Origin of the sequence: Paeniroseomonas aquatica (assembly GCF_030409335.1) — a bacterium.
Classification (GTDB): domain Bacteria; phylum Pseudomonadota; class Alphaproteobacteria; order Acetobacterales; family Acetobacteraceae; genus Belnapia; species Belnapia aquatica.
In genome coordinates this window covers 14124-36043 of the sequence record NZ_JAUFPN010000107.1, presented here as the reverse complement: position 1 = coordinate 36043, position 21920 = coordinate 14124, and the positions used below count along the sequence as shown (strand labels likewise).

Genomic DNA, 21920 nt, shown 5'->3' with positions numbered 1-21920 from the left:
GGCCGCGCGGCCCGGACTGCGGCCCCTCAGCTCAACGCGATCTCCCGGTAGCCCTTCGCCGCCACCGCGTCGCACCAGGCGCGGTAGTCCGGGGCGCTGCCGCTGTAGCGGGCGATGACGCGGGTCTGCTTGCCCTCGACGTTGCTGTTGTAGCCGGTGAACCAGGAATTGACCTCGTTCGAGAGCAGCCCGGCGCCCATCGCCTTCACGTGCTCGGTCCAGGCCGCCACCGCGGCGGCCGTGGCGTCGGCCCGGGTCAGGCCCCGGTCCCGCATGGTGCGGATCAGGCCGGTCACCCAGTCCACGTTGTATTCGATGCTGCGGGGGATGTTGCCCAACGCGGTGTGCGGCCCCATCAGCATGAACATGTTGGGGAAGCCCTCGACCTGCACGCCGAGGAAGGTCTGCGGGCCCTGCGCCCATGCGTCCTTCAGCCGCCGCCCTTCCGTACCGCGGATATCGATGCGGTCGAAGCTGCCGGTGATGGCGTCGAAGCCGGTGGCATAGACGATGATGTCGAACTCGAACTCGGCCTCGCGGGTGCGGATGCCTTGCGGCGTGATCCGCTCGATCGGGGTGTCCTGGAGGTCCACGAGCCGGACGTTCGGCTGGTTGTAGACCTCGTAGTAGCGGGTCTCCATCGGCACGCGGCGGGTGCCGAAGCCGTGGTTCTTCGGGATCAGCTTCTCGGCCACCGCCGGGTCTTTCACCCGCTGGCGGATCTTGCGGGCGACGAAGTCGGAGACCACGGCATTGGCGGCCGGGTCCACCAGGTAGTCGCGGAAATTGCCGACCCAGATGCCGAAGCCCGGCTCGCCGTACAGCTTCTCGAGGAAGGCCTCGCGCTCCTCCGGCGTCACCTCGAAGGTGCCGCGGGGGTCGGGCGTATGCAGGAAGCAGGAGAAGGTCTCCTGGCAGCGCTGGAACATGGCGGGGTAGTTGGCCTTGATGGCGCGCTGCTCCTCGGCGGTGATCGGCCGGTTGTGCAGCGGCGCGCACCAGTTCGGCGTGCGCTGGAAGATGGTCAGCTGCCCCGCGGTCTTCGCCACCTCCTGGATGGTCTGCACGCCGGTGGCGCCGGTGCCGATCACCGCCACCCGCTTGCCGGCGAAGTCCACCGGCTCGTGCGGCCAGCGGGAGGTGTGGAAGGCCTGGCCGCGGAAATCCCCGATGCCCTCGATGCGCGGCAGGGTCGGCGCCGACAGCGGCCCGACGGCGGTGACCAGGAAGCGGGAGCGGTACCGGGCGCCATCCTCGAGGGTCACCTCCCAGGCGCGCTCCTCCTCCCGGTAATGCGCCGCGGCGACCCGGCTGTGGAAGCGCATGTCCCGCCGCAGCTCGAATTTGTCGGCGACGTGGTTGAGGTAGCGCAGCGTCTCCGCCTGCGGGGCGAAATGCTCGGACCAGCTCCATTCCTGCAGTAGGTCGCGGGAGAAGGAATAGCCGTAGGAATAGCTCTCGGAATCGAAGCGCGCGCCGGGGTAGCGGTTCCAGTACCAGGTGCCGCCGACGCCGGAGCCGGCCTCCAGCACCAGGACCCGCAGCCCGAGCTCCCGCAGGCGGAGCAGCTGGTACATGCCGGACATGCCCGCCCCGATGATGACGGCGTCGTAGTCCAGCCTCGGGTCGGGTGCGGCGGCTGCCACTGCCTGGGGTGCTTCGGCCATGTGATCTCGTTCCTTCTTGCGCGGTGCCGGACCATCGGGCGCTGCGGGCGCAGGCATGCCGGGCCGGGACCGCGGGGGCGCCTGGACGGGCGGCGAGGGTATCCGCGGAGGGACAGGGGATGCAAAGCCCGCCTGCCCCGGCGCCTATTGCGGCGGCCCGGCCGGCTCCGGCCGGGCCAGCCCCGCCTGCAGCGCCGCCGCCAGCCGGTCCAGCGCCGGGCCGGAGGCGGCGATGGCCTTGCCCATGGGCAGGAAGCCATGGATCAGCCCCGGCGCCCGTCAGAGCGTGACCGGGATGCCCGCCTCGACCAGCCGCCGCGCATAGGCCTCGCCCTCGTCGCGCAGTGGGTCATGGCTGGCGGTGAGGACATAGGCCGGCGGCAGCCCCGCGACCGAGGCCGCCAGCAAGGGGGAGGCGCGCCAGTCCGCGACCTCCCCCGCATGGTTCAGGTAGTGGTCGCGGAACCAGGCCATGCTGGCGCGGGTCAGCAGGTGGCCCTCCCCGAAGTCGGCGTGGGAGGGCGTATCCATCGCGAAGTCGGTGGCCGGGTACAGCAGCAGCTGGAAGGCGATGGCCGGGCCGCCCGCCTCCCGCGCCAGCAGGCAGACCGAGGCCGCCAGGTTCCCCCCGGCGCTGTCCCCGCCCACCGCGATCCTGGCCGGGTCCACCCCCAGCCCGGCGGCCTCGGCGGCGAGCCATCGCGTCGCGGTGAAGGCATCCTCCAGGGCGGCGGGGAATTTGTGCTCCGGCGCCAGGCGGTAGTCCACCGCCAGCACGACGCAGCCGGCCCGCGCCGCCAGGTGCCGGCAGACGCCGTCATGCGAGTTGAGGTTGCCCAGCACCCAGCCGCCGCCGTGGAAGAAGGCCAGCGCCGGGCTGCCCGAGGCCGGCGCCGCGGCGGGCCGGTAGAGCCGCAGCGGGATCGGCCCGCCCGGTCCGGGGATCGAGAGGTCCCGCACCTCGGCCACCGGCATCGGCTCCGGCGCGGTGGCGGCCCGCCCGGCCATGTAGGAGGCCCGCGCCCCCTCCGGGCTCAGCGTGTCCCAGGCCGGCCGGTCCGGGGCATGGATGACCTTGAGGACCTCGGCGACGTCGCGGTTCAGGCTCATGGCGGCATTCCTCCGTGCGTGCGGCCAGCCTGGCCGCCCGCCGGCCGCCCTTGCCAAGCACCACCCGGCGGATACCATCCCGGCACGAACCGCAAGGGCGGGCATGGGATGGAACGGCTCCGGGGCCTGCGGCGCTCTGTCCGCGAGGCGGATGCCACCGGCTGCGGCGGCACCGGGGCCACCTGGCGCCGGGATGGCCAGGCGCCCGGCACGTCCGGCGGCTGCCTGCCGGCCGTGCCACGCCGCCCGCCGGCCTGATCATCGTCCCGAGAAGGATTGGCTGCCATGCCCGACATGACCCCCGCCCCCGCCGGCCGTGACCTCGACGCGCTCATCGTCGGCGCCGGCTTCGCCGGGCTTTACCAGCTGCTCTGCCTGCGCGACCGGCTGGGCCTGAAGGTCCAGGTGCTCGAGGCCGGGGACGGCGTGGGCGGCACCTGGTACTGGAACCGCTACCCCGGGGCCCGCTGCGATTCCGAGAGCCACGCCTACAACTACACCTTCTCGAAGGAGCTGTTCGAGGAGTGGGAATGGTCCGAGCGCTACCCCGACCACGCGGAGATCCGCCGCTACCTCGACCACGTGGCCGACCGCTTCGACCTCCGGAAGGACATCCGCTTCGGCACCCGCGTGGTCGGCGCGCGCTACGACGAGGCGGCCAACCGCTGGTCGGTGACGACCGAGGCCGGCGAGACGCTGACCGCGCAATTCCTCATCACCGCCGTCGGCTGCCTCTCCACCGCCAACGTGCCGAAATTCCCCGGCCTCGAGAGCTTCCAGGGCCAGTGGTACCACACCGGCCAATGGCCGCAGGAGGGGGTGGATTTCACCGGCAAGCGCGTCGGGCTGATCGGCACCGGCTCCACCGGCATCCAGGCGACGCCGGTCATCGCCCAAACGGCGGCGCACCTCACCGTCTTCCAGCGCACCGCGAATTACAGCGTGCCGGCGCACAACGCGCCGCTGACGCCGGAATTCAAGGCCTGGGTGAAGGAGAACCACGCCGAGATCCGCCGGATCATGCATACCAACACCAATGGCCAGGCCTTCTTCATCGAGGACCGCTCGGGCCATGAGGTGACGCCGGAGCAGCGCCAGGCGCTGTACGAGGCCGCCTGGGCCAAGGGCGGCCTGCAGTTCCGCGGCGTCTTCCGCGACATGCTGCTGGACAAGTCGGTGAACGACACCGCGGCCGAGTTCCTGAAGGCCAAGATCCGCGCCATCGTGAAGGACCCGGCGACCGCGGCGCTGCTGGCCGATATCGACCATCCCTATGCCGCCAAGCGCCCGCCGATCGACACCGACTACTTCGCCACCTTCAACCGCGACAACGTCTCGCTGGTGAACGTGCGGGCGGCGCCGATCGAGGCCATCACCCCGACCGGCCTGCGGACCAAGGATGCGGAATACCCGCTCGACATCATCGTCTTCGCCACCGGCTACGATGCGATGACCGGCCCGCTGCTGAAGCTGAACATCCTGGGCCGCGGCGGCCAGCCGCTGGCCAAGGCCTGGGAGGCCGGGCCGCGCAACTACCTCGGGCTGCAGGTGGCCGGCTTCCCCAACCTCTTCACTATCACCGGGCCGGGCAGCCCCTCGGTGCTCTGCAACATGCCGGTCGCCATCGAGCAGCATGCCGAGTGGATCACCGGCTGCATCGCGCATCTGCGCGACCGGGGGCTGGCGCGGGTGGAGACCACCGAGGCGGCGATGGCGGAGTGGGTCGCCAAGGTGAACGAGGCCGCCAACGTGACGCTGCTGCCGCAGGCGCACCATTCCTGGTACCTCGGCGCCAACGTGCCGGGCAAGCCGCGGGTCTTCATGCCCTACGCCGGCGGCATGGCGCGCTACCGCGCCATCTGCGACGCGGTCACCGAGAAGGGCTACGAAGGCTTCGTGCTGAGCGACTGAGGCCGTAGCGGGGGCGCCGGCCTGAGCCATACTGCGGCGAACCATCGCCGAGGAAACGCCCATGCCCGTCCGCCACCTGCTCGCCGCGCTGGTCTGCCTGGCGCTGCCGAGCCCTGCCGCCGCGCAGCCCTTCCCGGATCGCCAGCTGCGGGTCATCGTCCCCTTCGCCGCCGGCGGCAGCACGGATGTCACCGCGCGGGTGCTGGCGGAGGCCCTGGGCAACCTGCTCGGCACCCCGGTGCTGGTGGAGAACCGGACCGGCGCCGGCATCGTCGTCGGCACCGAGGCCGCGGCCAAGGCCGAGCCGGATGGCCATACCCTGCTGGTCACCTCCAATTCCCATGCGATCGTGCCGTCGCTCATGGCGCGGCTGCCCTTCGACCCCGCCGGCGACTTCACCGGCGTCTTCCTGGCCGGCACCCTGCCGCAGGTGGTCGTGGTGACGGCGGCGCTGCCGGCGCCGGACCTGCGCGGCTTCATCGCCCTGCTGCAGGCAAACCCGGGCAAGTACGCCTATGCCAGCGGCGGCATCGGCAGCGCCATCCACCTCGGCAGCATCAACTTCCTCGCCGCGACCGGGACCGAGATGCTGCACGTGCCCTATCGCGGCGGCGGGCCGGCGATGCAATCGGTCATCACCGGCGAGACCAGCATGATGATCGACCCGGTGGCCTCCTCGGCGCCGCATATCCGCAACGGCACGGTGCGGGCGCTGGTCATCGGCGCCGCAACTCGCAGCCCGATCCTGCCGGAGGTGCCGACCGCGGCCGAGGCCGGCCTGCCGGCCTTCCGGGCCGAGGCCTGGATCGCCGTCCTCGCGCCGGCCCGCACCCCGGCGGCGCGCGTCGCCCGGCTCAATGCCCTCTTCACCGAGGCGGCGCGGCGCGGCGCCGCCCGCCTCGCCGGGATCGGCCTGCAGCCGGTGCCCGAGGTGGCGACGCCGGAGCAGGTGACCCGCTTCTTCCGCGAGGACATCGCCCGGCTGGGCCCGGTCCTCAGCGGTGCCGGCATCCGCCCGGAATGAACCTGGGCCGGCCCGACGCGGCACGGCCCCCTTGCCCCGCAGCCCCGCTTCGGGTCTAACCCGCCGCCCCTTCGCGGCGCGGGTAGCTTTCATGGCAGCGGTCATCGGTGTCGACTTCGGCACCACCAACAGCGTGGTGGCCATCCTGCAGCCGGATGGCCGGGTCGAGACCGCCCGCTTCGCCGTCGGCCAGGCCGAGTTCGACGTCTTCCGCTCGGTGCTCTGCTTCTGGGCGGCCGAGCGGGGCGCCGTCCGGCATGCCGGCGGGCCGCTGGCGATCGATGCCTATCTCGAGGACCCGCTGGCCAGCCGCCTCATCATGTCGATGAAATCCTACCTGGCGCAGCGCTCCTTCGGCGAGACCCGCATCTTCGGCCGGTCCTTCAACCTCGAGGCGCTCATCGCCCTGCTGCTGCGGGACCTGTTCGGGGACGGCGCCGCGGCGCTGGCCGGCGCCCGCCTCGTCGCCGGCCGCCCGGTCCGCTTCGCCGGGGATGCGCCGGATGACGCCCTGGCCGAGACCCGGCTGCGCGCCGCCTATGCCCGGGCCGGCTGGCCGGAGATCGGCTTCGCCCTGGAGCCCGAGGCCGCCGGCTACCGCTTCGCCAGCACGCTGGACGGTGCCGCCACCGTCCTGGTCGGCGACTTCGGCGGCGGCACCAGCGATTTCTCGGTGCTGCGCTTCGAGCCCGGCGCCGCCCATGGCGTCACCGCCCTCGGCCATGCCGGCGTCGGCATCGCCGGCGACAATTTCGACTACCGGATCATCGACCGCGTGGTCTCGCCCCTGCTCGGCAAGAACGACAATTATACGGTGATGGGCAAGCCGCTGCCGATCCCGCCCGCCTGGTTCACCGGCTTCGCCCGCTGGCACCGGCTGTCGCTGATGCGCGCCCCGCGCATCCTCAGCGACATCGCCGAGGTCGCCCGCACCGCCGACCATCCGGAGCGGCTGCGCCACCTGATCGGCCTGATCGAGGAGGAGGCCGGCTATTCCCTGTACCGCGCCGTCTCCGGCGTGAAGGCCGCGCTGTCGCGGGCGCCCCGCGCCACGCTGGAATTCCGCCACGAGGGCTTCCGCGTCGAGGCCGCCATCGACCGCGCGGATTTCGAATCCTGGATCGCGCCGGACCTGGCGAAGCTCGGCACCGCGGTGGATGAGGCCCTGGCCGAGGCCGGCCTGCCGCCCGAGCGGGTGGACCGGGTCTTCCTCACCGGCGGCACCTCGCTGGTCCCGGCGGTGCGGCGGCTGTTCGAGGAGCGCTTCGGCGCCGCCAAGCTGGCCGGCGGCGGCGAGTTCGTCTCCGTCGCGGAAGGCCTGGCGCTGATCGGCCGCGCCCGCGGGGGCTAGGACGGCACCCTCCGCCACGGCCTCAGGGCCGGACGGCGGGCGTCTCCAGCAACAGGCCGGCGGCGCGGGACATCAGGAAGGTCTCGATGGCGATATACTCCGGCGCGCCATAGGCGAAGGGCTCGGACCGCACGCCGGCCATGCAGTTGCGCAGCCGGCGCTGCAGCGACCCCATGCCCTGCCATTCCAGCCGATAGAGCGGATAGCCGTTGGGGTGCCCCTGCGGGATCGGGCTGCCCGCCAGCCGCCGTCCCGCGTTGTCGTCGTGGCATTGGGCGCAGCTGAGGTTGAGCTGGCCGCGGCGTTCGCGGAACAGCGCCTCGCCCTGCGCCCGGGCCGGGGCCAGGCGCGGGTCCGCGGGCGGCGCGACCGGCAGGCCGCGCGACTGGTGGGCGACGAAGCTGCCCAGCGCCAGCAGCGGCTCGCCCTCCAGCGCCAGGGCCGGCGCGCCCTGGCGTTCCACCCGGCATTGGTTGATCCGTCCGGCGAGGTCGATCGGCCCGGCCCGCGCTTCATCGTACACGGGGTAGCGGGCGGCGGCGCCGCGCATGCTGGCGGCGGCATCGCCATGGCAGCCGGCGCAGCCGGATTGCTGCCACAGCGCCTCGCCCTCCTGGACCCAGAGCATGCCGGGGTTGGCGGTATCGTCCCGCTGCATCGCCTGGGTTTCCGGCGCCATCAGCTCGAAGCCGGATTGCGGCTGCGCCGCCGCGGCCAGTGCAATCAGGGGCGCCAGCAGCAGCGCCAGCGCGGCGCGCCTCATGCCCCAACCCTCATGCCACCGTCAGCGCCCGGGTCTCGGTCTGCTCGAAGCCGTTGTCGCCGCTCCAGGTGAAGGCGAGGATGCCGCTCTCGGTCACCAGCATGGAGAATTCGAGGAAGGGGTTGGCGGCGATCGCCTGGTGCAGCTCGGCGCGGAAGACCTCCTCGTTGTTGAACAGGCAGGTGAAGCTGCGGATGATGTCGCGCTGCTGGGTCACGCCGTTCGGGCCGGGGCGGTAGCCGGTCTCCATCCCGTGCTGGATCAGCGTGCGGATCTCGATGACTTCGCCCCGCTTCGGGTTGCGCGGCAGGTTGATCAGGGTGCGGGCCATGGCTCAGAACTCGACGCAGGCGGCGAGGGTCACGATGACCTCGGCGCTGTCGGACCAGTAGGTCCCGTCGCTCATCTCCGCCACCGCGACCAGGGTCTGCGAGGTGGCGAGCCGGATGCGCGTCGCCAGCCGGGCGCGGCCGGAACGTGGCCCGAAGCGGGCGGTGACGACATGGGGCTGCGGGTTCTTCTCGTTGAAGAGGGCAATGCCGCGGACATGATCGGCCTCGCTCATCGGGCTCTCGACCGCGATGGTGACCGGCACGGTATTGCCGTTCTCGACCAGCGAGGGGATGTCGAGCGTGACCCGCCCCGGGCGCGGCCGCGCCCCGCCGGTGAAGCCGAGGATGACCTGCTGCAGGCCCTCCCGCTCGGCGGCCCGCACCGGCCACACCAGCGCCACTGCCAGCAGCCCGCCGGTCAGGCTGCGCCGGCTAATCACGCAGGGTGAGGAGAAACGCGACGACATCCTCGATCTCCTCGGCGGTGAGTATGGTGCGGCCCTGCCAGGCCGGGCCGACCTGGTGCAGGCCCTCGCTGCGGTAATAGGAAGGCATGATGGTCTGCGGGTTCAACCGCCGGCCATCGACCAGCCGCAGCCGCAGCTGGCCCTCGCTCAGCCGGGACCCGGCCCCGGCGAGGCCCGGCGCCAGGTCGCCCTGGAAGCGCTCCTCCGGGAAGGGCCCCGAATGGCAGAGCAGGCAGAGCCCGCGCTGCCGCGTGGTGACGATGGCCCGGCCGCGCACCGCATCCCCCGGCGTGCCGGTGAGCGAGGGCAGGCTGTCCTCCTGCGCCGCGGCGCCGCCGGCCAGCAGGAGCAGGACCCAGGGCCACCTAGCCAAACACGTCCGCCGTGATGGTGCGGTACCAGCCCTCGGCATAGCCGGCCTCGGCGCGGCGGGTGCTGGCCGGGGCCTCCAGCGGGCTGGTGCCGCCGGCGCCCGGCACATCCGTCAGCAGCCCGTTCGCGGGCTGGTAGACCCCGGCGATGGAGATGCCATAGTCCGGCGCGACGATGCTGTAGCAGGTGTTGATCAGCTTCGGCGCCGCCGGCGCCTCGCCCCGCAGCAGTCCCGCCACCGCCTCGGCACAGACCCGCGCCTGGGCATTGGCGGCGAAGGCGGATTTCGGCATGGCCCCGGCGATGATCGCATCGCCGATCACATGGATGCCGGGGCGCAGCGTCGATTCGAAGCTGACGGGATCGACCGGGCACCAGCCGCTGCGATCCGCCACCCCCGCGAGTGCGGCGATGCGCCCGGCCCGCTGCGGCGGGATGACATTGGCCACCGCCGCCTCATGGTCGCCGAACTCCGTCCGCAGCACCCGGCCCGCGACATCGACCTCGGTCACCTTGCCGCCGGCCGAGAGCGGGACGTATTCCAGCAGTTCGGGATAAAGCGCCGCCCAGGCCTGCTCGAAGAGCTTCTGCTTGGAGAAGACATCCTTCGCATCCAGCACCATCAGCTTGGAGCGTGGCTTATGCGTCTTCAGGTAATGCGCGATCAGGCTGGCGCGCTCATAGGGGCCGGGCGGGCAGCGAAAGGGGTTGGCGGGCACCGCCATCACCACCAGCCTGCCATCCTCCATCGCCTCGAGTTGGCGGCGCAGCAGCAGGGTCTGGGCGCCGGCCTTCCAGGCATGCGGCATGGCCTCGGTCGCGGCCTGGTCGTAGCCCGGCAGCGCGTCGAACCGCAGGTCGATCCCCGGCGCCATGACCAGCCGGTCGTAGGGCAGCACCGTCCCATCGGCGAGGGTCACCCGTCGCGCCGCCGCATCCACCGCGGTCGCCGCCTGATGCACCACCGCGATGCCGTCGCGGCGCAGCCCGGCATAGCCGAAGCGCTGCTGGTCCATCTCCCGCAGCCCGGCGATGACGGCATTGCTGAAGGGGCAGGAGACATAGACCTCCGCCGGTTCCACCAGCGTCACCGCCAGCCCGGCCCGATGCAGCGCCCGCGCCGCTGTCGCCCCGCCGAAGCCACCGCCGATGACCACCAGCTTCGGCGCCGCCTGGGCCAGCGCCGGCGCGGCCAGCAGCGAGGCGGCGAGCAGGGCACGCCGCTTCATGGCGGTGCCGAGACCCAGGCGGCGATGGCCCGGATTTCCGCCTCGGTGAAGCCGCGGGCGATGCGGTCCATCACGGTCGGGGCGCGCTCGCCGGCCTGATAGGCCAGCATTGCCGCCGTTACCGCCTCGGCAGGCTGGCCCGCCAGCGCCGGCAGGGCGCCGCCACCGTGGCAGCCGGCGCAGGAGGAAGCGCCAGGGGGCGACGCTGCGGCTGGCACAGCGATCAAAAAGGAAAGCAAGGCAAGGTCAGGGAGGGAAAAGTATTCCCTCCCGTTGGAAGCATGCGTCCAACCCCACCCTTCCTTTCTGTTCTTTTTAAAAACAGAACAAAAATGGATGAGGGGTTTGGGGAGAATACCGTCGCGGCAGTGCCGCGCCCCCCAACCTTCCTTCCTCACGTCTTCAGATCCGCCGCCTTCAGCGGCAAGGACCGCACCCGCTTGCCCGTCGCCGCGAAGACCGCGTTCAGCACCGCCGGCGCCGCCACGGCGATCGTCGGCTCACCGACCCCGCCCCAGAAGCCGCCGGAGGGCATGACGATGCTCTCGACCGCCGGCATCTCGGCCAGCCGCATCATCGGGTAGGTGTCGAAATTCTCCTGCTCGACCCGGCCGCCCTTGATGGTGATCTCGCCATGCAGCGCCGCGGTCAGGCCATAGGCGAAGCTGCCCTCGATCTGCGCCGCGATCTGCTGCGGGTTCACCGCATGGCCCGGGTCGGTGGCGGCGACGATGCGGTGCACCGTCACCTCGCCATCCGCCGCGACCGAGACCTCGGCGCAGGCGGCGACATAGCTGCCATAGCCCATGATCGCCGCCAGCCCGCGGTGCCGCCCGGCCGGCGCCGGAGTGCCCCAGCCGCCCTTCTCGGCGACCGCGTTCAGCACCGCGAGGTGCTTCGGCGCCCCCCGCAGCATGGCGCGGCGGAACTCCAGCGGGTCCTTGCCGGCGGCGAGTGCCACCTCGTCGATGAAGCACTCGAGGTAGACGGCGTTCTGGTTAACGTTCACCCCGCGCCAGAAGCCCGGCGGCACATGGGTGTTGCGCATGGCGTGGTCGATCAGCAGGTTCGGGATGCCATAGCCGAAGGCGCCCTCCGCGCCACCCTGCGCCAGGCCCTGGAAGACCCGGCTGTCGACGCCGCCCTGCAGCATCTGCGGCGCGATGCCGGCGATGATGGACTGGCCGGAGATGCGCATGTGCAGCGCCTCGAGCCTGCCTTCGGCATCCAGCCCAGCGGTCAGCTTGCAGGCGGTGATCGGGTGGTAGCGGCCATGCAGCATGTCCTCCTCGCGCGACCACACCAGCTTCACCGGCGTGCCCGGCATTTCCTTGGCGATGGCCACGGCCTGGCGGACGTAGTCCTGCCAGCCGCGCCGGCCGAAGCCGCCGCCGAGATGCACCTTGTGCACCTCGCATTGCTGCGGCCGCAGGCCGGCGGCCTCGGCGCAGGCGGCGAGCGAGGCCTCGCCGTTCTGGGTCGGGCACCAGACCTCGCAGCGGTCGGCCTTCCAGATCGCCGTGGCGTTCATCGGCTCCATGGTGGCGTGGTTCTGGAAGGGGAAGTTGTAGACCGCCTCCACCGTCTTGGCGGCGCGGCCGAGCGCTGCCCTGGCATCGCCCGCCTTGTTGCCGATGAAGGCCTCGGCGGCACCCAGCCCCTCGGTCAGCATGGCCGCGATGGTCTCCGAGGACAGCGAGGCATTCGGCCCCTCGTCCCAGACGATCGAGAGCGCATCGAGGGCGGAGTTCGCCTGCCACCAGGTCTCGGCGACGACGGCGAGGGCGCTGTCGCCGACCTGCACCACCTTCCTCACGCCCGGCCGCGCCAGGGCGGCGGCGGCATCGAAGGACTTCACCTTGCCGCCGAAGACCGGGCAGTCCCGGATCGAGGCATTCAGCATCCCCGGCATGGTCAGGTCGATGCCGTAGACCTGGCTGCCGTTGGTCTTGGCGATCGTATCGAGCCGCGGCACCGGCTTACCGGCCAGGTGCCATTCCGCCGGGTTGCGCAGCGGGATGTCGGTCGGCGGCGTCAGCTTCGCCGCGGCCTCGGCCAGCTGGCCGTAGCGCATGGTCCGGCCGGAGGGCTGATGGGTGACGACCGAGGCGGCCGCCTTGCACTCACTGACCGGGACATTCCAGCCGGTGGCCGCGGCCTGCACCAGCATCATCCGCGCGGCGGCGCCGCCCTTGCGGACATATTCGTTGGATTCCCGGATGCCGCGGCTGCCGCCGGTCGAGAAATCGCCCCAGACCCGGCTGCGGGCGAGGTTCTGCCCCGGCGTCGGGTATTCGGTGGTGACCTTGGCCCAGTCGCAGTCCAGCTCCTCGGCGACGAGCTGAGCGAGGCCGGTCAGCGTGCCCTGGCCCATCTCGGAGCGGGCGATGCGGATGACGACGGTGTCGTCCGGCTTGATGACGACCCAGGCATTGACCTCGGGCGTGGCGGCACCGGCGGCCGCAATGTTCTGGCCTTGGGCCATGGGCGCGCGGATGCCGAGGGTGAAGGCGCCGGCCACGGCCGAGACGCTAAGGAAGCCGCGGCGGGAGAGCTTGGCGATGGCGTTCATGATCGGTGCCCCCTCAGCCGCGCGCGCCAGGGGAGGTGGCATTGGTGCCGGCCGCCTGCTGGATGCCGGCGAGCACCCGGTTGTAGGTGCCGCAGCGGCAGATGTTGGTGACGGTGCCGCGGATATCCGCCTCGGAGGGCTTCGGGTTCTCCGCCAGCAGCGCGGCCGCGGCCATCAGCATGCCGGACTGGCAGTAGCCGCATTGCGGCACGTCCAGCGCCACCCAGGCCTTCTGCAGGGGGTGGTCGTTGTTGGGCGAGAGGCCCTCGATGGTGACGATCTTCTGCGCCTCGGTCACCGCCGAGAGGGGCAGGGCGCAGGACCGCGTCGCCACGCCGTCCAGGTGCACGGTGCAGGCGCCGCATTGCGCGACGCCGCAGCCGTATTTCGTCCCGGTCATGCCCAGCTGCTCCCGGATCACCCAGAGCAGCGGCGTGTCGTCCTCGGCCTGGACCTCGACGACGCGTCCGTTGACGTTGAGCTTGGCCATCCCACACCCCCACACTCGGCTTTGCAGCCAGCTTAGTGAGGGAGGTGGCGACGGTCCAACAAGTTACAATCGATGACGTGACAGGCCAATATCAGGCGCCCACGGCCTCGTTCACCGCGACATAGGGCTGCCGCTTCACCCGATCCATGTTCAGCCCCTCGATCCGCAGCAGGCGGGTCGAGCCGTCGCGGCGCGGGGAATGCAGCACGCCCGGCTCGTACAGGTAGGCATCGCCCGGCTGCAGCGAGTAGTCGCGGGTCGGCCGCGCCTTGCCCGGGGCATCCTCGGTCGGGCGGGCCAGGCAGTCGTAGTCGGTCATGATGGTTTCGCCGGTCGCCTGGCCATAGATCGCCCAGGCCGGCCCGTGGTCGTGCGGCTTGCTGTTCTTGGCGCCCTCATAGGCATGCGCCAGGATGGTGAAGCCGAGATCGGGGTCCTCGTAGAGCACATGCCGCTCCGGCCCGCCGGCCGGGATGTATGTCTCGACGAAATCCTTGTCCTTCAGGATTTCCTGGACCAGCTCGGTCACGGCGACGCGGCCTTCGGTCCCGGGGTGGGCCGTCAGCGCGGTCTTGCACTGGGCGGCGAATTGCTCGAGCGTCATGCCCATCGGCCTGGCCTCCTGGTGGTTGTTGGCGAGGACGCTAATCCCGCGGCGGATGGTGTCAACCACGGCGGTCGACCAGCCCCTCCGGCGTCGCACACAGGTGGGTCAGCGTCCGGTCGGCATGGCGCAGCCGCCAGGACAGCATGCGGTTCCGCGCCTCGCTCAGCAGCCCGGCCGCGGCCGGCGCGGCGGCCAAGTTGCGGCTCTCGCCGGGGTCGGCCGCCAGGTCGTAGAGCACCGGCGGCAGGCCGGTGAAATGCACATACTTGAACCGCTCGGTCCGGATCGCCGCCATCGCCGCCGCATCGACGTCCAGGCCGAAGGGCGGCCGGCGCGGGTCGGGCCAGCCGCCCCGCAGGTCGTATTCGAAATGCACCGCGTCGCGCCAGGCCGCCGGCGTCTCCCCGCGCAGCCAGGGCGCCAGGGAGACGCCGTCGCAGGCGCGGGGGACCGGGGCGCCGACCCGGTCCAGGATGGTCGGCATCAGGTCCACCGCCTCGGTGAAGGCCGCGACCCGGCGTGGGCCCGGCGCCGCCGGATCGCGGATGATCAGCGGCAGGTGGTAGCTCTGGTCGAACCAGCCGAGCTTGCCGAGCAGCCCATGGTCGCCGAGTTGCTCGCCGTGGTCGGCGGTGACGATGACCAGCGTCTCCTCGGCCTGCCCGGTCTCCCGCAGCGCCGTCAGCACCCGGCCGATTGCGTCGTCGACCTCGGCGATCAGCCCGTAATAGGCCTGCCGCGTCGCCCGCACCTCCTCGGCGGCAAGCGGCTGCACCGTGCCGGTCGCGCCCTGGTAGAAGCTGGACCGCTTCTGGCTGCCGAGCCAATGCCGCAGCAGCGGATGCTGCTCGGCCTCCGCCGCATCGCCCAGCGGCGCCGGGATCCGGTCCACCGCCACCGCCTCGTGCCAGGGCGCCGCGGCGGCGAAGGGCGGGTGCGGCCGGAAGAAGCCGGCATGCAGCACCCAGGGCCGGTCGCGCCGGGTGGTGCGGAGGAATTCGATGGCCTTCTCCGCCGCCCAGGCGGTGTCCGAGGCCCAGGCCGGCATGCGCATCGGCGCGGCGCTGGGCCCCGGCGTGCCCTCCGGCCCGAGCAGCGCCATGGGATCCGCCGGCAGGGCGATGCCCTTGGCCGCGGCCCAGGCGAAGTAGTTGTGGAATTCCACCTCGTCGAAATGGGCGAAGACCCGCCAGCCCTCCTGCACGTCGCCCCAGACGCGGAAGCGCGGGTCGGCGGCGGTGGTGCCGCGCGGGTCGGGGGCGGTCGTGGTATAGCCGACCAGGTTCGGGTCGAGCCCGGCCCGGCGCAGCTCCAGCGCCAGGTTCGGATGCCGCGCATCCAGCGGCACGCCGTTCGCCACCACCCGGTGGTTCATCACGTAGAGCCCGGTCAGCATCGAGGCCCGCGCCGGCCCGCAGGGCGCGCTCTGGCCGAAGTGCCGGGTGAAGACCGTCGCTTCCGCCGCCAGCGCGTCCAGGTTCGGCGTTCGCACCGCCGGATGCCCCAGCGCCCCGAGGCAATCCCCCCGCCACTGGTCGGCGATGATGAGCAGCACGTTCCTGACCATGCGTGTTGGACTCCTCCTGCGGCCGATACTAGCCTTGGCATGAACAACCACGCCGGATGACAGAACGATGACAGACGAGCGGCTCGTCCTTATTGCCGATCTACTGGAATTGAAGGCCGACGGCCAATACGGCCTGCACGCCATCAACCAGCGGCAGCATGCGCTGCAATCCGCCTGGCTGGCCGAGCGGCAGGGCTGCCCGCCGGCCCTGATCGCCGCCTCCCTGATGCATGACATCGGCCATCTGGTGCATGACCTGGGCGAGGATCCCGCCGCCCGGGGCGTCGACGACCAGCACGAGGATCTCGGCACTGCCTTCCTCGCCAAGTGGTTCGGGCCGGAGGTGACGGAGCCGGTGCGCCTGCATGTCGCGGCCAAGCGCTACCTCTGCGCGACCGAGGCCGACTACTTCGGCAGGCTCTCGCCGGATTCGGTGCGCAGCCTGGCGCTGCAGGGCGGCCCGATGTCGGCCGCGGAAGTGGCCGCCTTCCGCGCCCTGCCGCAGGCCGCGGCGGCGGTGCAGCTCCGCCGCTTCGACGAGGACGCCAAGGTGAAGGACCTGGCGACGCCGCCGGTCAGCCACTTCATGCCCTATGTCGCGGCCTGCATCGCCCCGGCCTGACCGGGGCGGCCGCCGCGCCATGGTTCAAACCGTAACAATGCGGCCACGACCGGCCGCGCCCCCTGCTGCCGGCATTGATCTTCGGCTAGACAGGGGCAGATGAGGAACGCTGCGGCTGGCCCCATGGTCCGCCGCGACGGGTGACATGCAGGTCGCCCCAGGGATCGCCCGATGCCGGACCACGGTTTCACCGCCCAGACGGCCCTGGCACCGGCCGCAACGCCCGTGTCGCGGCGGCGGGTCCGTTGGGGCGGGGCGGTCCTGCTGGTCCTGCTGCTGGCCGCCGGCGCCGCCGCCTGGCTGCTGTGGCCCGCCCGGCCCGTCCTTACGGCGCCGTCTCCCGGCCCACAGGCGGCCCCGCCCGCCCTGACCGTCGCGCTGGCCACGGTCACCGCCCAGTCGCTCGCCCGGCCGGTCTTCGGCGACGGCTCGGTCGTCGCCTGGCAGGAGCTGGTGGTGGGCATCGAGACCGGCGGCCTCCGGATCCTCGAGGTCCCGGTCGAGGAGGGCGACGGCGTCCGCCGCGGCCAGCTGCTGGCGCGGCTGGACGATGCCCTGCCCGCGGCCCAGGCCGCCCAGGCCGAGGCGGCGGTGCGGGAGGCCGAGGCGGCGCTGGCCATCGCCCAATCCGACCTCCGCCGCTCCACCGAGCTGGCCCGCAGCGAAAGCGTCGCCAGGCAAATTCTGGAACAGCGCCAGTCCGCCGCGCTGCAGGCCGAGGCCCGGCTGCTCGCCGCCCGCGCCCGGCGCGACGAGGCCGCGGCGCGGCTCGGCCAGACCCGCATCCTGGCGCCGACCGACGGCACCATCGCCCGCCGCAGCATCCTGCCCGGCGCGGTGACCATCCCGGGCCAAGAGGCCCTCCGCCTCATCCGCGACAGCCGGCTGGAGCTGGACGCCAGGGTGCCGGAGCTGGACCTCGCCGCCCTCCGCCCCGGCCAGCCGGTGCTGGTGCGCCACGGCAGCCGCGAGATCATGGCTCAGGTGCGCGCCCTGGCCCCGGTGGTCGGCAGCGATACCAGGCTCGGCATCGTCCATGTCGCCCTGCCGGCCGACAGCGGGCTCCGCCCCGGCATGTTCGCCCAGGCCGAATTCCGGCCGGAGGCGCAGCCCGGCCTCATCGTGCCGCAGGAAGCCGTGGTCTTCCGCGAGGGCCGCCCCTTCGCCTTCGTGGTGCCCGCCGGCTCCGATCGCGCCGCGCTCCGCCCCCTCACCACCGGGCTGCGCCGCGGCGGGGTGGTGGACGTGACCCGCGGCCTCGCCGAGGGGGAGCGGGTGGTCATCACCGGCGCCGGCTTCCTGTCGGACGGCGACCGCGTCCGCCTCGCGCCCTGAGATGGCACTCCCGCCCACCCCGCCGGCGCGGATCGACCCCGGCTACCGCAACATCTCGGCCTGGGCCATCCGCAACCCGATCCCGACCGCGGTGCTGTTCCTGCTGCTCACCCTCGGCGGGATCGTCGCCTTCCCCGGGCTGCGGATCAACAACACGCCCGACATCGACCTGCCGGCGGTGGTCGTCAGCATCCTGCAGCCGGGCGCCGCCCCCTCCGAGCTGGAGACCCAGGTCACCCGGCGGGTGGAGGATGCGGTCGCCGGCCTGGGCGACGTCAAGCACATCACCTCCATCGTGCAGGACGGCACCTCGACCACCGTCATCGAATTCGCCCTCGGCAAGGACGTCGACCGCGCCACCAACGACGTGCGCGACAAGATCTCGCAGATCCGCGCCGACCTGCCGGCGGCCATCCGCGACCCGATCATCAGCCGCATCGAGATCACCGGCGGCGCCATCCTGACCTATACCGTCGCCGCCCCGGCGATGAGCACCGAACGGCTCTCCTGGTTCGTCACCGACACGGTGGCGAAGTCGCTGCTGTCGATCTCGGGCGTGGCGCAGGTGAACCGCATCGGCGGGGTGGAACGCGAAATCCGCGTGGCGCTGCGGCCGGACCGGCTGCTGGCGCTCGGCATCACCGCGGTGCAGGTGAACCAGCAGCTGCGCGACGCCAACATCAACCTGCCCGGCGGCCGCGGCACGCTCGGCGCCAGCGAGCAATCGATCCGCACCCTCGGCTCGGCCAATTCGGTCGAGGCGCTGGCCGCCCGGCCCATCATCCTGCCCGGCGGCCGCACCGCCCGGCTGGGCGACCTGGCGGATGTGACGGACAGCACCGCCGAGATCCGCACCGCCGCCCGGCTGAACGGCCTGCCGGTGGTCGCCTTCGAGGTGCTGCGGACGCGGGGTTCCTCCGAGGTGAAGGTCGCCCGCGCGGTCGCCGAGCGCGCCGCCCTGCTGGAGGTGCAGCACCCTGGCGTTGAGGTCCGCAAGGTCACCTCCACCGTCGCCTTCGTCGAGGCCGGCTTCTGGGCCGCCATCGATGCCCTGCTGGTCGGCTCCGCCCTTGCGGTCTTCGTGGTCTGGCTGTTCCTGCGGGACTGGCGGGCGACGGCGGTGACCTGCATCGCCATGCCGCTCTCGCTCATCCCGACCTTCCTGATCCTGAGCTGGCTCGGCTATGCCCTGAGCAACATCACCCTGCTCGGCCTGACCCTGGTGGTCGGCGTGCTGGTGGATGATGCGATCGTCGAGATCGAGAACATCGTCCGCCATCTGCGGACCCATCCCGAGCGCGGCGCCTGGCGGGCGGCGATGGATGCCTCCGAGGAGATCGGCCTCGCGGTCATGGCGACCACCGGGGCGATCCTGGCGGTGTTTGTCCCGGTCGCCTTCATGCCGGGCATCCCCGGGCAGTTCTTCCGCCAGTTCGGCCTGACCGTCGCCGCCGCGGTCACCTTCTCCCTCATCGTCGCCCGGATGCTCACGCCGCTGATGGGCGCCTACCTGCTGAAGCCGACGACGCGGGCGGGGTCCGAGGAGGTGGGCGACGGCCGCATCGGCCGCCGCTACCTGGCGCTGCTCGGCTGGTGCCTCGGGCATCGCAAGACCACGCTGGCGGGGGCCACCGGCTTCTTCCTCCTCTCGGTCGCGCTGGTGCCGCTGATCCCCTCCGACTTCATCCCCGCCGCGGACCGCGGCCGCTCGGCCATGGCGCTGGAGCTGGCCCCCGGTGCCACCCTGGCCGATACCGATGCGGCGGTCCGCCGCGCGACGGCCATCCTGCGCGACCGGCCCGAGGTCGCCTCGGTCTTCGCCTCGCTCGGCACCGCCAGCATCGCCGGCGGGGGGCCCGGCATGGGCAGCACCACCACCCAGGGCGACCCGCGCAACGCCAACCTCATCATCACCCTGGTCCCCCGCGCCGAGCGCGCTTTGACCCAGCAGCAATTCGAGACCGCCATCCGCCCGGCGCTGGAGGCCATCCCCGGCACCCGCATCCGCTTCGGCGCCGATGGCATGAGCGGCGCCAAGGCCTCCATCACCCTAATCGGCGACGACGCCGGCCGGCTGGCCGCCGCGGCGCGGGAGCTGGAAAGTCAGATGCGCGGCATCCCGTCGCTGTCCGGTGCGCGCTCGGTCGCCAGCCTCGAGCGGCCCGAGTTGCTGATCGTGCTGCGCGATGCCCGCGCCGCGGAACTCGGCGTCTCCGCCGCCGCCATCGGCGCCACCGCCCGCATCGCCACCATCGGCGACGTTGATCAGGCGCTGGCCCGCTTCAACCTGCCGGACCGGCAGATCCCGATCCGGGTGATGCTGGCCGAGCAGGCCCGCGACGACCTCGACGCGCTCCGCGCGCTCCGCGTCACCGGCCGGCTCGACCTCGCGGTGCCGCTCGATGCCGTGGCCGAGATCCGCCACGGCGCCGGCCCCGCCCAGATCGACCGGCTCGACCGGGTCCGCAAGGCGACGATCGAGGCCGAGACCAACGGCATGCCGCTGGGCGAGGCGACCAAGCTGATCGCCGCCCTGCCGATCATGCAGGCGCTGCCGGCCGGCGTGCGGGAACGCGAGGTCGGCGACAAGGAGGTGATGGGCGAGCTCTTCGGCGGCTTCATCATGGCGCTCGGCGCCGGGGTGCTGCTGGTCTATCTCGTGCTGGTGCTGCTGTTCGGCGGCTTCCTGCAGCCGCTGACCATCATGTCGGCGCTGCCGCTGTCGCTCGGCGGGGCGCTGATGGCGCTGCTGCTGGCGCAGAAGGCGCTCGGCGTCTCGGCGGTGATCGGCGTGCTGATGCTGATGGGCATCGTCGCCAAGAACTCCATCCTGCTGGTGGAATACGCGGTGGAGGCCCGCCGCGCCGGCTTCGACCGCGGCGCCGCGCTGGTGGAGGCCGCCCGCAAGCGGGCCCGGCCCATCGTGATGACCACCATCGCGATGACCGCGGGCATGGCCCATATCGCCGCCGGTATCGGCGCCGATGCCGAGTTCCGGGCGCCGATGGCGCTGGTGGTGATCGGCGGGCTCATCACCTCCACCCTGCTCAGCCTGGTGGTGGTGCCGGTGGTCTATACGGTGGTGGACGACTTCGGCGCATGGGCCCTGCGGCTCTGGCGCCGCCGGCCAGCCGACCCGGTGGCCGCCCCGGCGCTCAGCCCCGGCGAATAACGGCGAGCAGCAGCACCGCCGCCGGGATCGCCGCGGCCAGCAGGAAGCTGAGCCGGAAGGCCCGGAGGAAGGCCTCGCCCGGCGCCGCGCCGCCGGCCAGCGCCGCGGCCTCCAGGGCGGCGAAGACCAGCGTCAGGAGCGAGGCCGCGGTCACCACGCCGAGGGTGCGGGTCATCATCGCCAGGCTGCCGGCCACGCCGCGGTCCTGCCGCGGCAGGGTGGCGGTGACGCTGTCGGTGTAGCTGACCTGCAGCAGCCCCAGCCCGGCGCCATGCAGCAGCAGCGCCAGGACCAGCAGCGCCAGCGGCGTGGCCGCCCCCCACAGCGCCATCAGCCCCAGCCCCGCCGCCACCAGCCCGATGCCGATCCCGGCCATCCGCCGCGCCGGCACCCGCCCGAGCAACCAGCCGCCCGGCGCCGAAACCAGCATCGCCCCGGCCGGCGACGCCGCCAGCACCAGCCCCGCCAGGGCCACCGGCAGCCCGGCGATGCGGGTGAGGTAGTAGGGCACGAAGAGTAGCACCGCGAAGCCGGCCAGGTTGACCAGGGCATTGGCGATGTTCAGCGCGGCGAAGCCCGGCAGCCGGAAATAGCCCAGCGCGATCAAGGGCCGCGGGCTGCGCCGGCTCTGCCGCAGGAAGCCGAGCAGGGCGGCCAGGAACAGCGCCGCCAGCGGCAGGGCCGCGAGCCCGCCGCCGCCCAGCCGGTTGATCGCCAGCAGCAGGCTGCCGATGGCCAGCGCCAGCAGCACCGCGCCGGCCAGGTCGAAGGGCTCGCGTGGCCCGGCGGGTCGCGCCGCCTCGCCGCCGCGCAGCAGCAGCAGGGCGAGCAGCGCGATGGGCGAGCGGAACCAGAACACCGCCTCCCAGCCGAACCAGGCCACCAGCAGCCCGCCGAGCGAGGGGCCCAGCACCGAGCCGGCGGCGAACATCAGCGTATAGAGGCCGAGCACCCGGGGCCGCAGCGGCTCGGGGAACCAACCGGTCACCAGCGCCGGCCCGCAGCTGATCACCAGCGCCGCGCCGATGCCCTGCAGCACGCGGCAGGCCAGCAGCCAGCCGTAGTCCGGCGCCCAGGCGCAGGCCAGGTAGGCCACCGCGCTCCAGGCCAGCCCGGCGCGGAAGACCCGCAGATGGCCGAAGATGTCGCCCAGCCGGCCGATGCCGAGCATGAGGCTGCCGTAGGTCAGCACGTAGCAGATGACGATCCACTGGATCTCCGGCAGCGCCAGGCCGAAATGCGCGGTGATGGCGGGGAAGGCGATGTTCAGCGCGCTGTCGAGCGGCACCACCATGGTGCCGAGCCCCACCAGCAGCAGCCGCCCGAGCG

At 72.4% G+C, this 21920-nt stretch carries 20 protein-coding genes; 7 read left to right on the top strand and 13 right to left on the bottom strand.

Annotation, left to right across the window (positions count from 1 at the left end; all coding sequences use genetic code 11):
- Positions 1–26: 26 nt before the first annotated feature.
- On the bottom strand, positions 27–1667 hold the full coding sequence (locus QWZ14_RS09245; RefSeq protein WP_290316346.1) for a flavin-containing monooxygenase: 1641 nt from the start codon (positions 1665–1667) through the stop codon (positions 27–29).
- A gap of 279 nt (positions 1668–1946) precedes the next feature.
- The gene (locus QWZ14_RS09240; protein WP_290316345.1) at positions 1947–2777 is read right to left on the bottom strand and encodes an alpha/beta hydrolase; all 831 of its coding nucleotides are present in this window, start codon (positions 2775–2777) and stop codon (positions 1947–1949) included.
- Between the two features lie 108 nt (positions 2778–2885).
- Here QWZ14_RS09240 and QWZ14_RS09235 point away from each other — a divergent pair, with 108 nt between their 5' ends.
- The 4 genes from QWZ14_RS09235 to QWZ14_RS09220 all read left to right on the top strand — a co-directional run bounded on the left by QWZ14_RS09235 (position 2886) and on the right by QWZ14_RS09220 (position 7063).
- Entirely contained in the window at positions 2886–3035 is a 150-nt protein-coding gene (locus tag QWZ14_RS09235) for a hypothetical protein (RefSeq protein ID WP_290316344.1), read from the top strand.
- 27 nt (positions 3036–3062) lie between these two features.
- Positions 3063–4688: a flavin-containing monooxygenase gene (locus tag QWZ14_RS09230; RefSeq protein ID WP_290316343.1), complete on the top strand. Its 1626-nt coding sequence runs from the start codon at positions 3063–3065 to the stop codon at positions 4686–4688.
- A 61-nt stretch (positions 4689–4749) separates the two neighbouring features.
- The gene (locus QWZ14_RS09225) at positions 4750–5712 is read left to right on the top strand and encodes a Bug family tripartite tricarboxylate transporter substrate binding protein (RefSeq protein ID WP_290316342.1); all 963 of its coding nucleotides are present in this window, start codon (positions 4750–4752) and stop codon (positions 5710–5712) included.
- 91 nt (positions 5713–5803) lie between these two features.
- Complete coding sequence (locus QWZ14_RS09220; RefSeq protein WP_290316341.1) at positions 5804–7063, top strand: Hsp70 family protein; 1260 nt, start codon at positions 5804–5806, stop codon at positions 7061–7063.
- Positions 7064–7085: 22 nt separating this feature from the next.
- Here the strand turns inward: QWZ14_RS09220 and soxA are convergent, their stop codons facing one another.
- The 10 genes from soxA to QWZ14_RS09170 all read right to left on the bottom strand — a co-directional run bounded on the left by soxA (position 7086) and on the right by QWZ14_RS09170 (position 15462).
- Positions 7086–7826, bottom strand: coding sequence for a sulfur oxidation c-type cytochrome SoxA (gene soxA / locus QWZ14_RS09215; protein WP_290316340.1), 741 nt, complete (start codon positions 7824–7826; stop codon positions 7086–7088).
- 10 nt (positions 7827–7836) lie between these two features.
- Positions 7837–8157, bottom strand: a complete 321-nt coding sequence (locus tag QWZ14_RS09210; RefSeq protein WP_290316339.1) for a thiosulfate oxidation carrier complex protein SoxZ — start codon at positions 8155–8157, stop codon at positions 7837–7839.
- A gap of 3 nt (positions 8158–8160) precedes the next feature.
- The gene (locus QWZ14_RS09205; protein ID WP_290316338.1) at positions 8161–8625 is read right to left on the bottom strand and encodes a SoxY-related AACIE arm protein; all 465 of its coding nucleotides are present in this window, start codon (positions 8623–8625) and stop codon (positions 8161–8163) included.
- A complete protein-coding gene (gene soxX, locus QWZ14_RS09200) occupies positions 8591–8998 on the bottom strand; it encodes a sulfur oxidation c-type cytochrome SoxX (RefSeq protein WP_290316337.1) in 408 nt (135 codons plus the stop codon). Before soxX ends, QWZ14_RS09205 begins: the two co-directional genes overlap by 35 nt.
- Entirely contained in the window at positions 8991–10226 is a 1236-nt protein-coding gene (locus QWZ14_RS09195) for an NAD(P)/FAD-dependent oxidoreductase (RefSeq protein ID WP_290316336.1), read from the bottom strand. Before QWZ14_RS09195 ends, soxX begins: the two co-directional genes overlap by 8 nt.
- Entirely contained in the window at positions 10223–10444 is a 222-nt protein-coding gene (locus QWZ14_RS09190; protein ID WP_290316432.1) for a c-type cytochrome, read from the bottom strand. Before QWZ14_RS09190 ends, QWZ14_RS09195 begins: the two co-directional genes overlap by 4 nt.
- Positions 10445–10620: 176 nt before the next feature.
- A complete protein-coding gene (locus QWZ14_RS09185) occupies positions 10621–12798 on the bottom strand; it encodes a xanthine dehydrogenase family protein molybdopterin-binding subunit (protein WP_290316335.1) in 2178 nt (725 codons plus the stop codon).
- Positions 12799–12811: 13 nt separating this feature from the next.
- The gene (locus QWZ14_RS09180; protein ID WP_290316334.1) at positions 12812–13288 is read right to left on the bottom strand and encodes a (2Fe-2S)-binding protein; all 477 of its coding nucleotides are present in this window, start codon (positions 13286–13288) and stop codon (positions 12812–12814) included.
- A gap of 91 nt (positions 13289–13379) precedes the next feature.
- Positions 13380–13961 (bottom strand): cupin domain-containing protein, encoded by a 582-nt coding sequence (locus QWZ14_RS09175; protein WP_290316333.1) that lies wholly within the window; start codon positions 13959–13961, stop codon positions 13380–13382.
- Positions 13954–15462, bottom strand: a complete 1509-nt coding sequence (locus QWZ14_RS09170; protein WP_290316332.1) for an alkaline phosphatase family protein — start codon at positions 15460–15462, stop codon at positions 13954–13956. The genes QWZ14_RS09175 and QWZ14_RS09170 overlap by 8 nt, the downstream gene beginning before the upstream one ends.
- Before the next feature lie 67 nt (positions 15463–15529).
- Here QWZ14_RS09170 and QWZ14_RS09165 point away from each other — a divergent pair, with 67 nt between their 5' ends.
- The 3 genes from QWZ14_RS09165 to QWZ14_RS09155 all read left to right on the top strand — a co-directional run bounded on the left by QWZ14_RS09165 (position 15530) and on the right by QWZ14_RS09155 (position 20591).
- On the top strand, positions 15530–16084 hold the full coding sequence (locus QWZ14_RS09165) for a phosphonate degradation HD-domain oxygenase (RefSeq protein WP_290316331.1): 555 nt from the start codon (positions 15530–15532) through the stop codon (positions 16082–16084).
- A 171-nt stretch (positions 16085–16255) separates the two neighbouring features.
- Positions 16256–17419, top strand: coding sequence for an efflux RND transporter periplasmic adaptor subunit (locus tag QWZ14_RS09160; RefSeq protein ID WP_290316330.1), 1164 nt, complete (start codon positions 16256–16258; stop codon positions 17417–17419).
- Position 17420: 1 nt separating this feature from the next.
- Positions 17421–20591: an efflux RND transporter permease subunit gene (locus QWZ14_RS09155; RefSeq protein WP_290316329.1), complete on the top strand. Its 3171-nt coding sequence runs from the start codon at positions 17421–17423 to the stop codon at positions 20589–20591.
- On the opposite strand, the gene QWZ14_RS09150 is transcribed toward QWZ14_RS09155, so the two are convergent.
- The gene (locus tag QWZ14_RS09150; RefSeq protein WP_290316328.1) at positions 20575–21900 is read right to left on the bottom strand and encodes an MFS transporter; all 1326 of its coding nucleotides are present in this window, start codon (positions 21898–21900) and stop codon (positions 20575–20577) included. The two genes, QWZ14_RS09155 and QWZ14_RS09150, sit on opposite strands and share 17 nt — an antisense overlap.
- Positions 21901–21920: the final 20 nt, after the last annotated feature.

Coding starts and splice junctions, on each gene's coding strand:
- QWZ14_RS09205 (WP_290316338.1), bottom strand. CDS start 8,625: ATGTCGTCGCGTTTCTCCTCACCCTGCGTGATTAGCCGGCGCAGCCTG.
- soxA (WP_290316340.1), bottom strand. CDS start 7,826: ATGAGGCGCGCCGCGCTGGCGCTGCTGCTGGCGCCCCTGATTGCACTG.
- QWZ14_RS09245 (WP_290316346.1), bottom strand. CDS start 1,667: ATGGCCGAAGCACCCCAGGCAGTGGCAGCCGCCGCACCCGACCCGAGG.
- QWZ14_RS09220 (WP_290316341.1), top strand. CDS start 5,804: ATGGCAGCGGTCATCGGTGTCGACTTCGGCACCACCAACAGCGTGGTG.
- QWZ14_RS09210 (WP_290316339.1), bottom strand. CDS start 8,157: ATGGCCCGCACCCTGATCAACCTGCCGCGCAACCCGAAGCGGGGCGAA.
- QWZ14_RS09195 (WP_290316336.1), bottom strand. CDS start 10,226: ATGAAGCGGCGTGCCCTGCTCGCCGCCTCGCTGCTGGCCGCGCCGGCG.
- QWZ14_RS09185 (WP_290316335.1), bottom strand. CDS start 12,798: ATGAACGCCATCGCCAAGCTCTCCCGCCGCGGCTTCCTTAGCGTCTCG.
- QWZ14_RS09155 (WP_290316329.1), top strand. CDS start 17,421: ATGGCACTCCCGCCCACCCCGCCGGCGCGGATCGACCCCGGCTACCGC.
- QWZ14_RS09225 (WP_290316342.1), top strand. CDS start 4,750: ATGCCCGTCCGCCACCTGCTCGCCGCGCTGGTCTGCCTGGCGCTGCCG.
- QWZ14_RS09235 (WP_290316344.1), top strand. CDS start 2,886: ATGGAACGGCTCCGGGGCCTGCGGCGCTCTGTCCGCGAGGCGGATGCC.
- QWZ14_RS09165 (WP_290316331.1), top strand. CDS start 15,530: ATGACAGACGAGCGGCTCGTCCTTATTGCCGATCTACTGGAATTGAAG.
- QWZ14_RS09230 (WP_290316343.1), top strand. CDS start 3,063: ATGCCCGACATGACCCCCGCCCCCGCCGGCCGTGACCTCGACGCGCTC.
- QWZ14_RS09180 (WP_290316334.1), bottom strand. CDS start 13,288: ATGGCCAAGCTCAACGTCAACGGACGCGTCGTCGAGGTCCAGGCCGAG.
- QWZ14_RS09170 (WP_290316332.1), bottom strand. CDS start 15,462: ATGGTCAGGAACGTGCTGCTCATCATCGCCGACCAGTGGCGGGGGGAT.
- QWZ14_RS09160 (WP_290316330.1), top strand. CDS start 16,256: ATGCCGGACCACGGTTTCACCGCCCAGACGGCCCTGGCACCGGCCGCA.
- QWZ14_RS09240 (WP_290316345.1), bottom strand. CDS start 2,777: ATGAGCCTGAACCGCGACGTCGCCGAGGTCCTCAAGGTCATCCATGCC.